At 69.9% G+C, this 12621-nt stretch carries 11 protein-coding genes; all 11 read left to right on the plus strand.

Features of this window, described 5'->3' with window-relative positions; all coding sequences use genetic code 11:
* Positions 1 to 70: 70 nt before the first annotated feature.
* Entirely contained in the window at positions 71 to 1156 is a 1086-nt protein-coding gene (locus D0Y53_RS10480; RefSeq protein ID WP_117203233.1) for an NAD-dependent epimerase, read from the plus strand.
* Entirely contained in the window at positions 1153 to 1773 is a 621-nt protein-coding gene (locus D0Y53_RS10485; RefSeq protein ID WP_233511753.1) for an XrtA/PEP-CTERM system exopolysaccharide export protein, read from the plus strand. The genes D0Y53_RS10480 and D0Y53_RS10485 overlap by 4 nt, the downstream gene beginning before the upstream one ends.
* The gene (locus D0Y53_RS10490) at positions 1770 to 3368 is read left to right on the plus strand and encodes a hypothetical protein (protein ID WP_117203235.1); all 1599 of its coding nucleotides are present in this window, start codon (positions 1770 to 1772) and stop codon (positions 3366 to 3368) included. Before D0Y53_RS10485 ends, D0Y53_RS10490 begins: the two co-directional genes overlap by 4 nt.
* A complete protein-coding gene (locus D0Y53_RS10495) occupies positions 3365 to 4111 on the plus strand; it encodes a P-loop NTPase family protein (RefSeq protein ID WP_117203237.1) in 747 nt (248 codons plus the stop codon). Before D0Y53_RS10490 ends, D0Y53_RS10495 begins: the two co-directional genes overlap by 4 nt.
* Positions 4098 to 5432 (plus strand): porin family protein, encoded by a 1335-nt coding sequence (locus D0Y53_RS10500; protein WP_117203239.1) that lies wholly within the window; start codon positions 4098 to 4100, stop codon positions 5430 to 5432. Before D0Y53_RS10495 ends, D0Y53_RS10500 begins: the two co-directional genes overlap by 14 nt.
* A 16-nt stretch (positions 5433 to 5448) precedes the next feature.
* Complete coding sequence (locus D0Y53_RS10505; protein ID WP_158550638.1) at positions 5449 to 6585, plus strand: glycosyltransferase family 2 protein; 1137 nt, start codon at positions 5449 to 5451, stop codon at positions 6583 to 6585.
* A gap of 123 nt (positions 6586 to 6708) precedes the next feature.
* The gene (locus D0Y53_RS10510; protein WP_158550639.1) at positions 6709 to 7977 is read left to right on the plus strand and encodes a glycosyltransferase family 4 protein; all 1269 of its coding nucleotides are present in this window, start codon (positions 6709 to 6711) and stop codon (positions 7975 to 7977) included.
* Positions 7967 to 9145 (plus strand): glycosyltransferase, encoded by a 1179-nt coding sequence (locus D0Y53_RS10515; RefSeq protein WP_117203245.1) that lies wholly within the window; start codon positions 7967 to 7969, stop codon positions 9143 to 9145. Before D0Y53_RS10510 ends, D0Y53_RS10515 begins: the two co-directional genes overlap by 11 nt.
* On the plus strand, positions 9142 to 10392 hold the full coding sequence (locus D0Y53_RS10520; RefSeq protein WP_117203247.1) for a glycosyltransferase: 1251 nt from the start codon (positions 9142 to 9144) through the stop codon (positions 10390 to 10392). The genes D0Y53_RS10515 and D0Y53_RS10520 overlap by 4 nt, the downstream gene beginning before the upstream one ends.
* A 5-nt stretch (positions 10393 to 10397) precedes the next feature.
* Positions 10398 to 11717 (plus strand): O-antigen ligase family protein, encoded by a 1320-nt coding sequence (locus D0Y53_RS10525; RefSeq protein ID WP_117203250.1) that lies wholly within the window; start codon positions 10398 to 10400, stop codon positions 11715 to 11717.
* 7 nt (positions 11718 to 11724) lie between these two features.
* The coding region (locus tag D0Y53_RS10530) for a hypothetical protein (protein WP_147319058.1) at positions 11725 to 12621 on the plus strand (897 nt) is incomplete at its 3' end.

Consider the following 12621-nt stretch of genomic DNA (forward strand, 5'->3'; position numbering starts at 1 on the left):
CCCGGCGGGACGGCGGGACACCGCAAGCCGGGAATCGTCACGGCGCGCGCGAGCGTGCGAGGAGTCGACCATGAAGGTCCTGGTGACGGGCGCCGCCGGTTTCATCGGCGCCAGCCTTTGCGGGCGCCTGCTCGCGCGCGGCGACGAGGTGCTGGGCTACGACAACCTCAACGACTACTACGACCCGCGGCTGAAGCAGGCGCGCCTGGCGCGACTGCTGCCGCAACCCGGCTTCCGCTTCGCGCTGGCGGCGCTCGAGGATCGCGACGCGCTGCAGCGCGCGTTCGCCGCGTTCGCGCCGCAGCGGGTGGTCAACCTGGCGGCGCAGGCCGGCGTGCGCTACTCGCTGGAGAATCCGCAGGCCTACATCGACAGCAACATCGTCGGCTTCCTGAACGTACTCGAGGCCTGCCGCCACGCCGGCACCGAGCACCTGGTCTACGCCTCGTCCAGCTCGGTCTACGGCGCCAACCGCAAGCTGCCGTTCGCGGTGGAGGACAGCGTCGACCATCCGGTCAGCCTGTACGCCGCCAGCAAGAAAGCCAACGAGCTGATGGCGCACACCTACAGCCACCTGTTCGGCCTGCCGACCACGGGCCTGCGCTTTTTCACCGTGTACGGTCCATGGGGGCGACCGGACATGGCGCTGTTCCTGTTCACCCGCAAGATTCTGGCGGGCGAGCCGATCGAGGTATTCAACCACGGCCGTCACAGCCGCGATTTCACCTACATCGACGACATCGTCGAAGGCGTGATCCGCACCCTCGACCGGGTGCCGGGTCCGGACCCGGCTTACGACCCGATGGCCCCCACCCCCGCCTCCTCCAGCGCGCCCTATCGCCTGTACAACATCGGCAACCACCGCCGGATCGAACTGCTGCGCTACATCGAGGTGATCGAGGACTGCCTCGGGCGCAAGGCCGAGCGCCGGCTGCTGCCGCTGCAGCCCGGCGACGTCCCGGACACCTGCGCCGATGTCCACGCGCTGCAGCGCGATACCGGCTATGCGCCGGCCACCCCGATCGAGGTCGGAGTGCGCCGGTTCGTGGACTGGTACCGGGAGTTCTACCTGTCCGAGAGGCCGGTCCGGGTCGCTGGCCGCTGTCCCAGCGCCCCGGCGTTTGCCCCGGTGAGCCAACTCGGGGAACACCCATGACCCGCATGCATTCCGGCTTTCTCGCCACCGCCGCGGCGTTGCTGCTCGCCGCCTGCGCCACCACGGCCCCGGACGACGCCGGCCCGCCCCCCACCGCTGCCAGCGCCGTCGACGCGTACCACATCGGCGTCGACGACATGGTCCAGGTCTCCGTCTGGCAGAACCCGGACCTGGGCATCACCGCCCCGGTGCGGCCGGACGGCATGATTTCGGTGCCGCTGATCGGCGACGTGCAAGCCGGCGGTCGCACCCCGCCGGAAGTGGCCAAGGACATTCAGACGCGACTGGCGGCGTACGTGCTCGAGCCGCGGGTGTCGGTCATCCTCACCGAGCTGCGCAGCCACGAATACCTGTCGCGGGTCAGCATCACCGGCGCGGTCACCAACCCGGTGTCGATCCCCTACCGCCAGGGCATGACCGTGCTGGACGCGGTGCTCGCGGCCGGCGGCGTCACCGAGTTCGCGGCGCCCGACCGCTCCAGCCTGCACCGCAAGTCCGACACCGACGTGCGCAGCTACAGCCTGCGCCTGGATCGGATCCTCAAGCAGGGCGATCTGAGCACCAACTACAAGGTCGCACCCGGCGACGTGATCACGGTTCCGGAGCGCATCCTGTGAACTACGGCTACACCCAAGCGAGCCTGCCCGGGCCCTCCGGCGAGCGTCTGCCGACGCTCACCCTGATTGCGCTCGCGCGCACGGAATTCCGCCGCTACGTGCTGCCGTTGGCGACGATCTTCGCGGTCGTCGCGTTCGGCTTCCTGGTCTGGGGCCTGGGCAATCCCCCCACCTACAAGTCGTCGGCGACGGTGCTGGTCGAGGACAACGGCTCCATCATCCCGCTGGCCGACGGCCGCCCGGCAGCGCCGGACGACACCTCGCGCGCCGTGATCTCGCGCGACGTGCTGTTCGGCCACGCGGTGATGGAAGACATTCTGCGCGCAGGCGGCTGGCTCGACGCCGATCCCAGTCCGCAGGAGAAGCAACGCCTGATCAACGGCATCACCGCACGCACCGAAATCCAGGTCACCGGCAGCAGCAGCAGCGGCCGCGCCAGCGACCCGCGGCTGAGCCTGGTGAAGATCACCTATGCGGACTCCGATCCCGCACGCGCCTACGCCGTGACCAAGCGCTTCTCCGAAGCGCTGATCGAACGGGTCCTCGACTCCAAGGCACGCGCCAGCCGCTCCACCTACCAGTTCATCGACGCGCAGGTGGAGAAGTACCAGCAAGCGCTGGGCGAGGCCGACCGCAAGCTGCAGGATTACCGCAGCATCAACCCGGACGCGGTGCCCGGCGTCGACGACGACGTCTCCGCGCGGATCGGGGAGTTGCGCCGGATGGTCGACAACGCGCGCATGGATCTCGCCGATGTCGGTGCCCAGGAACAGCAACTGATGGGCCAGCTGTCACGGGAGAGCCAGGTCGTCACGGTGCCGCGTTCCACCCAGTTGAACGCGCAACTGGCGGCGCTGCAGGCCGAGCGCGACCGCCTGCGGCTGAGCTACACCGACCAGTATCCGGACGTGGTCCGGATCCAGAACCAGATCCGCGCCCTGCAGACGCAGGCACGCGGCGCCGGCCGCGACGCGGGAACGCCGGTGCTGTCCGGCGCCGCCCCGTCGTTGAATCCGCTGTACGGACAACTGCGGGCGCAGCTGTCGGAGGTGCGGCGCCAGGGGGCCGCGGCCGCTTCCCGGGTCGCCACCGCGCAGGCGCTGCTCGCCGAGGAGCTGGCACGCAGCCGCAAGATCATGGGCGCGGAACCCGACGTCGCGGCCTTGACCCGGGCCCGCGAGGTCAACCGGGAAATGTACGAGGACCTGCTCAAGCGCCGCGAAAGCGCGCGGGTCTCGATGCGTCTGGACGCCGAGGGACGCAGCCTCGGCTTCCAGATCCAGGAGCCGGCGTCGCTGCCGCTGACGCCCAGCGGCTTGCGGCTGACCCATTTCGCCGCCGCGGGCCTGCTGCTGGCGACGCTGCTGCCATTGCTGCTGCTGTCGTTGCTGGTCAGGCACGACCCCCGCGTCCGTACGCCCCTGCAGATCGAGCGCGAGGCGGGATTGCCGGTACTGGCGACCATTCCCCACCACCTCACGCACGCCCAATACCTGCGCAACGCCAGGCAGCTGAAGCTGGGATCGGCATTGTTCCTCGCGGTGCCGCTGGTCTATGCGCTGGTACTCGTGCTGAAACTGGCCGACATCCTATGAATGCGATCGACTATTCCGCGGTGGATGCCGTGGCCGATCTTGCCGGTGCCGGGCGGGACGTCGTGCGCCGGACCGGCTCCACCGCACTGACCCCCGCGCAGCTGGACGACCGCGCGATCATCCCCTACGCCGATGGCGCCAACCGCCGCCTGGTGGATGCGTTCCGGGAGCTGCGTACGCGACTGCTGGCGACTGCCAGCGACAACTTCATCACCCTGGTCGCTCCGGTCAGCGCCGGCAGCGGCGGCAGCTATGTCGCCCGCAACCTCGCCGTCACCCTCACCTTCGACCCGACCAAGAGCGCACTGCTGATCGATTGCAACCTGCGCCGGCCCTCGCAGCACCAGTCGATGCGGGTCGACGCCTGCAACGGCGGCCTGGTCAACTATCTGGAAGACCCGGATGCCGAGGTCGAGAGCATGCTTTACGACACCGGCATCCCGCGCCTGCAACTGATTCCGGCGGGCCGCTCGCGGCAGGGCGAGGTGGAGACCGAGTACTTCGCCTCGTTCCGCATGCGCCTGCTGCTGGACTCGCTGCGCAGCAGCTATGCCGACAGGTACATCTTCCTCGACAGCCCGCCGGCGCTGGGTGCGCCCGACGCGCGCATGCTGTCGGAGATGGCCGACGTGGTGGTCCTGGTCGCCGGCTACGGCCGCAACACGGCCGCGGACATCGCCGCCGCCGCCGGCAACTTCGATCCCGGGAAATTCGCCGGCGTGGTCTTCAATGAAAACGCCTGAACCCGGCTGCGGCCGGAGCCGCCCCCTGCGGCGGACGGCGCTGTCCGCCGCGCTCGCGGCCGCAGCCATCGCCGGCGGCGTGCACGCGGCGGAGATCGACTACCAGCTCGAGCTGGCGCTGCTCCACAGCGACAACATCAATCTCAGCGAGGACAACCAGGCCAAGGATACGATCCTCATACCGCGTCTGGCGTTCGAGGCTCGGCAGCAGGGCACGGCGATCGCGCTGCACGCACGCGGCGAGCTGGAACGCCGCCATTACTTCGACAACACGTTCCCGGACGAAACCAGGACCGCGTTCGCCGGCCAGCTCGACTGGGCGCTGCTGCCCGAACGCATGCACCTGGTGTTCGAGGACTACCTCAGTCACGAACCCATCGACATCCGCGACGGCCGCTACCCGGGCAACCTGCAGCGGGTGAACGTGTTTCTCGCCGGACCCAGCTTTCTCGCCCGCTTCGGCGAGCGCAACCGGCTGCGGCTCGACCTGCGGGCGTCCGACAGCCACGCCGAGGTGACGCCCGGGTTCGACGGCCGACGCTACAGCGCCGTGGCCGCCTTGCAGCACGAACTGACCGCCACGTCGCGGGCCTCGATCAACGTCGCCTCGACCCGGGCCGAGTTCGACGACCCGCCGCCGGTGGCGACCGACTACACGCTCCAGGAAGGCTTCGGCCGCTACGAGGGCAGCCTGCGCGGCATCGAATACGAAATCGATCTCGGGCACGCGCGCCTGAACCGCGCCGCAGGCGACGACGCGACCACCACCATCGCGCGCGCCACGGCGACCTGGCAGATCAGCCCGCGCAGCCGGCTGCGTTTGCGCGCGCGCCACCAGTTCTCGGACGAGGTCCAGGATCTGGTCGTGCGCATGAGCGACCCGGACGAGCCGTTGGCCGCGGACCTGGCCGGCGTCTTTTCCCCCTTCGTCACCGCCGGCGTCTATCGCCAGCGCAGCGCCGAAATCGATTACCGCTTCAACGGCCAGCGCCTGAGCCTGCGCCTGCGCCCGCTGTACCGGCACCTGCGCTATTTCGACCGGCCACAGAACGACCGCACCATGCGCAGCGCCTACTACCGGATCGGTTACCGCGTACGCCCGCGCGCGGACGTGTTCTTCGAGGGCTATACGAGCAAGCACGAATTCCTGACCCAGCCGCGCGAGGACATGGACCACGTGCACAGCCTCGGCATCGACTACCGGATGACGCGGCACCTGAGCTGGCGCGCCGAGGTGATGCGCAACACCCGCGCCTCGACCCAGGCGGACCCGCGCTACCGGGAAAACGCCGCGCAACTGACCATCGTGTGGATGCGCTGACGAGGGAGCCGTGCACGTGCTCGAAATCCTGCTCTGGAGTGCGCTCGCCGTACTGGCCTACATCTACGTCGGCTATCCGTTGCTGGCGATCCTCCTGGCCAGGCTGCGGCCGCGTCCGGTGCACCGGGGCCCGGTCCGCGCCTCGGTCACCGCGATCATCACCGCCTACAACGAGGAAAAGCACATCGGGCAGAAGCTGCAGAACGTGCTTGCCGCCGATTACCCCGCGCAGCTGCTTGATGTCATCGTCGCCTCCGATGCCTCCAGCGATGCCACCGATCGCATCGTGCGCGAATGCGATGCGCCGAACGTCAGGCTGCTGCGGGTGGAAGGCCGCCTGGGCAAGACCGCCTGCCAGAACGCCGCCGCCAAAGTCGCCCGCGGCGACATCCTGGTGTTCATGGACGCCACGACCATGACCGACCCCGGCGCCCTGCGGGCAATGGTCGGCAATTTCCACGACCCCGGCGTCGGTTGCGTCGCCGGGCGCCTGGTCTACCGGGCGCGCGGCGCGGATGCGACCAGCCGCGGTGGCACCTCCTATTGGGGTTACGAGACCAGGTTGCGCATGGCCGAAAGCGCGCTCGGCTCGCTGATCGGCGTCAGCGGGCAACTGTACGCGGTCCGGCGCAATGCCTACCGGCCGATCGCACCGGACCTGATCAGCGATTTCGTCATCGCCATGGCGATGCGCGGACAGGGGTTGCGGACGGTGCTGGAACCGGACGCGGTCTGTTACGAGGACACCCTCGACCGCTCCGACCAGGAGCTGCCGATGCGGGTCCGGGTCGGGTTGCGCAGCCTGTATGCGCTGGCATCGCAACGGCGTTTCCTCGACCCGTTCCGCTACGGCGCTTTCGCCTGGGAGCTGTGGTCGCACAAGCTGCTGCGCTACCTGTCGCCGGTGTTCTGGACGATCGCCCTGCTGGCCAACATCGCCCTCGCCCTGCAGGGGCGCTACCTGCCGCTGCTGGCGTTGCAGGTGCTGGTGCTGGCGCTGGGCACGCTCGGATTCCTGCCGCTGCGGCGCTTCGGCGGGTGGCGGCTGCTGGCGCAGCCGTACTACTTCCTGCTCACCAATCTCGCCTCGGCCGTCAGCCTGTTCAAGTTCCTGCGCGGCGAGCGGATCGTGACCTGGACGCCGTTGCGCTGAGCGGCGCCGCTGGCCGTCGACGCGGCGACGTGGCGTTGTCCCAGAGACCACGAAGATCGGGCCGGATGGCATGCCATGCGATCGGGAGCGGACATGTACGTTGCAGCCGCGAGCACTCCGAGCATGCCGCCGGAAGCTGCCTGCGCGGACACGCCGCCGCATCCGCGTGTCGCTCCGCGACGCGTGCTGTACGTGGTGTCGCGGTTCCCGGCCTGGTCGGAGACGTTCATCGTCCGCGAGATCCGCACGCTGCTGGAGCAGGGCGTCGACGTCCGCATCCTGTCGCTCAGGTCGCCGTCCACGGGCCTCGTCCAGGCCGATGCCGCCGCGCTGCTGGATCGCGTGCGCCAGCCGCCTTCGCCGCCGATCCTGCTCGGCCGCGCGCTGCGCGCCTGGGGCGCATATCCGCGGCGGGTGTCGGCGGCGGCCTTCATCGTGGCGGCCGACAGCTGGCGCAGCCCGGCGGTCCTGATGAAATCGCTGGCGACCCTGGCCGATGCCCTGAGCCAGCTGGCCTGGCTGCGCCGGTTCGACCCGGACTACATCCATGCGCACTGGTCGACCTATCCCGCGACCGCGGCCTGGCTGCTGGCACGGGTCCTGCGGCGCCCGTTCGGATTCACCTGCCATGCCCACGACGTGTTCGTGAACCGCCAGCTGCTGCCGCGCAAGCTTGCGGACGCTGCGCTGGCGGTGACCGTCTCGCAACACAACGTCGACTGGCTGGACCACAACGTCTCGCCGCTGGCGTCACGCAAGCTGGAGGTCGTGCATTGCGGGGTGGACCTGGCGCATCTGCCCTGGCGTCCCGAAGGGCGCGCCGGAAGCCTGATCCTGGGCGTCGGTCGCCTGGTGCCGATGAAGGGTTTCGACACGCTGATCGAGGCGCTCGCCCTGCTGCAGGCACGCGGGGTCGGGTTCCGGTGCCTGCTCGTGGGCGAAGGCCCGCAGCGTGCGGCCCTGCAGGCTTCGGTCCTCGCCCATGGCCTGCAGGACAGGATCGAGCTGCCCGGGGCCTTGCCGCAGGAACAGGTGCGGGCCGCGCTCGACCAGGCCGTGGCGTTCGCCCTGCCCTGCCAGGTGGCCGCAGACGGCAGCCGCGACGGCATCCCGGTCGCGCTGATGGAAGCGATGGCGGCCGGATGTCCGGTCGTCAGCTGTCCGGTGTCGGGGGTGCCGGAATTGATCGACGACGGCCAACACGGGCTGCTGGTGCCGCAGCGCGATCCGCAGGCGCTGGCGCACGCCCTGCAACGGCTGCTGGACGATGCCGCATTGCGCCACCGTCTGGCCAGCGCAGCGCGCCTGCGCATCGAACGCGAATTCGATGCCGACAAGGAAGCGCGGAAACTTCACCGGCTGATGGCGAGGGCTACAGCAGATGCCGCCTGAACGCATCCTCGTGGTCATCGACGGGATGGGGGTCGGCGGCAGCCAACGCCAGATCGCCCATCTGCTGGCCGGCATGGACCGCAGCCGGTGGCAACCCGAACTCGCCTATTTCCGCGAACGCTCGTTCCTGGTCGATGCGCTCGTGCAGGCGGGCACCCCGGTGCACCACCTGCCCAAGCGCGCACGCCTCGACCCGCGCTTCCTGATCGCCTACGCCGCGCTGCTGCGCCGGCGCGATTACGCGCTGGTTCATGCGTTCTCGCTGACCGCCGAGTTCTGGACCGTGCTGGCGGCGCGAGCGTCCGGCCGTCACCCCGTGCTGATCGCTTCCGAACGCAACCAGTACCTGGACAAGCCGGCGTGGTACTGGCGCCTCAAGCGCCTCACCTTGGGCCACTGTGCCGCGGTGATCGCCAATTCCAGTGCCGGCGCTGTTGCCACGGCACAGCGCACCGGCCTGCCGGTGTCCCGGTTCGACACCGTCGTCAACGGAGTGGACCAGGTACCGCCGATCGCGCCGGACGAACGCGACGCCGTGCGCCGGCATCTCGACGTCCCGGCCGGCCGCGTGCTCGGATTGTTCGCCGGGCGGCTGGTGGCGCAGAAGAACCTGGATTGCCTGATCGCCGCGCTGGCGGCGCTCGCGCCGGAGCAGCGGCCCTGGATCGCACTCGCCGGCGACGGGCCCCTGCGCGGGCAACTGGAGCAACTGGCGCGGGAAGCCGGGGTAGCGGCGGACCTGTCGTTCCTGGGCGAGCGCAGCGACACCGTCAGGCTCATGCAAGCCGCGGATTTCCTGGTCCTGCCCTCGCGTTTCGAAGGCCAGTCGAACGCGCTGCTGGAAGCCATGGCCGCCGGCTGCCCGGTGATCGCCTCGGCCGTCGGCGGTACGCCCGAACTGGTCCGGGACGGCCGCACCGGCCTGCTGTTCGCGCCCGGCTCCGTCGCTGCGTTGTCCGCCTGCATGGCGCGGCTGTGCACGGACCCGACCCTGCGGGCGCGGCTGTCCCGGCAGGCACGGGAACATGTGGCGCAAGCGCACGCGGTGCCCACCCTGGTGGCCGCCACCACGGCCGTTTACGAGCGCTGCCTCCTGCGCAGGGCAGCCGGCACCCTTACCCGCACGGCCGACGCCGGTCGGCATGTCGCAGCGGGCGGCCCGCCATGAATGCGCACCAGCGGCCCCAGGCCGACATTGCCTCTCGTACCCGATTGCATGTGCTCATGCTGCTGGGCGGTGCCTATCCGCCGGTCAATGGCGGCGGCACGGAATTGCAGGCACGGACCCTCGCCGCGGGGCTGCGCCAACGCGGTCATCGCGTCACCGTGCTGGCCCCGCGCAGCGCACGGGGTCCGCAGCGGCGCATCGACCGCCTCGACGGCGTCCCGATCTGCCGATTGCCCTATCCGCGCGTGCGCCTGCTCGGCACGGCGTGGCTGCTGGGCCGAGTGGCCTTGTTCCTGTGGTTCAAAGGCCGGCGTTACGACGCCTGGCACGCGCATTCGCCCCGCTACGTGGCCGCCATGGCAGCGCTGCTCGGCAGCCGCCTCGAGCGGCCACGGGTCGTGGTCAAGGTCGCGAGCGCCGCGGAGCTGGATACCGGCAACCTCGCCGTCCGGCCCGGACTGCGTGCACGCGCGATTTTCCATTGCCTGCGCCGGGCGGATGCCTGGCAGGCGATCAGCCGACGGATCGCCGATGCCCTCGTCGCACGCGGCATTCCCGCGAGCCGCATCGCCGCGATCCCCAATGCAGTCGACGTGCTCCGTTTCCGTCCGCGACAACATACCGCCGGCGCATCTGCGCGGTTCCTGTTCGTCGGCCGCCTGGTGCCGGCGAAGAACCTGTTCGCCCTGCTGGAGGCGTTTTCGGCGCTGCTGCCGACGCATCCGCAGGCATCGCTGCGCATCGTCGGCGGCGGCCCCCTGGAAACGGCGCTGAAGAACCGCGTCCGCGAACTGGGGATCGACGCAAACGTGCATTTCGACGGCCACCGGAGCGACATCGAGGCCGTGCTGGCCGAGGCCGATGTCGGGGTGCTGCCTTCCAGCGTCGAAGGCCTGTCGAACACCCTGCTCGAATGCATGGCCAGCGGCTTGCCCATGATCGCAAGCCGGGTGAGCGGCAGCGAGGACCTGGTGACGCCCGCCAACGGCTGGCTGTTCGAGCCCGGCGACCGCGCCGGCCTGGTCGCATGCCTGGCCGCAGCCGCCGCGCTGCCGACGCAGCAACGCCTGAAGATGGGCGCATGCGCGCGCGCCACCATCGAACGCCATGCCGCGCTGCCGGGCGTGCTGGACCGGATCCTGGCCTTGTATCGCGGTCAGGCAACGCCGGCCGCACTCGCGGCGGGCGCCGACCGCGGTCCGTCCATGCGCGCGATCGGCATCGCGAGCGGGGGGCATCGACCATGACGCGATTGCTGTTCGCGATGCCGATCGTGCTGCTGCCTTTCGCACTCTACTTCCCGGTCAGCATCGTGGTCCCCGGGATGAACCTGACCAACCTGCTGATGTTGCTGCTGGCGTGCGGGTTGCTCTTCGGTCGCCGCGACCCCGCGCACCTCGCCGTCCCGGGCTTTCTCGGCGCCCCGCTGTTGTGCCTGTTCGCGGTCCTGGTGCTGGGTTTCGTCGCCGCGCAGTGGAGCGACCTGTCGCAGGTCGACGACGACCTTGCCAGCCTGAAGAACGCGATCTTCTATCCCCTGCTTTATTTCATCTACCGGCGTTGCCGCCAGGACCTGCGGGGGACACGGCAACTGATCGTGCTGGTCCTCGTGGTCGCGGTGGCCACGGGCCTGCAAGCCGTCTACCAGGGCATCCAGTTCGGCTTCAGCGCCTACGACGGCACCCAGCGCGCCGTCGGGCCCTTCGGCGGGATCGGGCAGGCGAACCGGGCCGGCGTGTTCTTCGCGATGTTCCTGCCGATGCTGGTCGCGGTGGCGCTGCAATTGCGCCAACGCAAACCGGTGCGTCTGGCCGCGATCGCCGGCGGCGGAATCCTGGTCGCGGCGATCCTGTTCACCTACTCGCGCCAGTCCTATCTGATTGCGGCGTTCGTCATCCTCGTGCTGTTGCTGCGTCGCAGCTTCCCTGCCGCGGCGCTGGCGACGCTGGTGCTCGTCGCCTCCGCGAGCATGCTGCCCAACAGCGTCGTCGAGCGGGTGCAGGAGACCCGACAGGTCGAGGCCGGCGGCTCGGTGGAACTCGACACCAGCACCACCAGTCGTCTGGAGATCTGGAAGGGCGCCATGCAGATGCTGCGCGACCACCCCATGGGCGTCGGACTGGACCAGTTCCCGAAGCAGATCGGCAAGTACACCGACCACGCCGGCATGGACGCGCACAACGCATTCGTGCTGATGCTGGCCGAATGCGGGCCCATCGGCCTGTTGGCGATGCTCTGGTTGTTCTGGCGGCTGTGGCTGCTGGCGCGCTGGTTGCGCCGCAGCGCGGGAAGCGCGCGCCCCGAAGCCAGCACGCTCGCGCTCGGGTTCACCCTGACCGTGGTAGCGATGGCGCTGGGCAACCTCTATGGCAGCCCGTTCTTCCAGGGCCTGATCATGGCCAACTTCTGGATCCTGTGCGGCCTGATGGAACGCTATGGCACGATCAAGGCGCACGCCGCCAGAATCGTCTACGGCAGGCCGGTGGCGCCGATCCCCATGGCCCAACGCTTCCCGCTGGTGGCGCGCATCGCGCCCGGTCTTTCCCTGCTGCGGAAATTCCCGCTGCCATGAGCGGCGCATGCGCGGCATCCCGTCGGGCCGACCCAGGCGCCGCGATTTCGGGCCCGGGGCGGGTGCCTGCGGCATGAACGGAGCTTTTCGCCCCGCACCGCCCAGCTGTCGCCGGGGCGCGCAGCGAGCCGCAATCGCGACGATCGCGCTGGCTTCCAGCCTGATCGCGTGCGGCGCCGATGTCGTCCCGGTACAGGCCGACTGCAGGCAGCGCGATGCGGTAGCCACCGACCTTCCGGTGACGCCGCTGGGGCGAGCCGCCCGCGCCGCGACGACCTACTACGTCCGCCCCGACGGGGGCGATGCCAGCCAGTGCAGCGGCCGTGCCGATACCGCTTATACCGGCACCAATCGCGACTGCGCCTGGAAGCATCCGTTCTACGCCCTGGGTCCCGACGGCTCCGTGCGCATTGCCGGTGGCGACATCCTGATCATCGGCAGCGGCAGTTACCGGATCGGCGAAGGCGCACCCGGCGCCGCCGGTTGCAGCGGCGCCCGCTGCTACCCGGCCGCCATCCCCAGTGGCCCCAGCAGCCGCGCCCCGACCCGCATCCTCGGCAAATCCTGCTCGGCTCCACCCAGGCTGCGGGGCGCTGGGGGTGTCGATCGCGTACTCAACCTCGAAGGCAGTTCCAACATCGAAGTCGGTTGCCTGGAAATCACCGACGGCAGCGACTGCGTCTACGCCCACTCCGTCTCCAGCGTCGCCTGCACCAGCGCCACGCCCTGGGCCCGCGGCGGCATCTACGCCAGCGCCTCGCGCAACGTCTGGCTCCACGACCTCAACATCCACGGCCTGGCCGCCCGCGGCATCCAGGCCGGCGGCCTCACCGACTGGACCGTCGAACGCGTCCGCATCAACAAGAACGGCCGCGTCGGCTGGAACGGCGACCTCGGCTCCGCC

Origin of the sequence: Cognatiluteimonas weifangensis (assembly GCF_003416885.1) — a bacterium.
Lineage (GTDB): Bacteria > Pseudomonadota > Gammaproteobacteria > Xanthomonadales > Xanthomonadaceae > Cognatiluteimonas > Cognatiluteimonas weifangensis.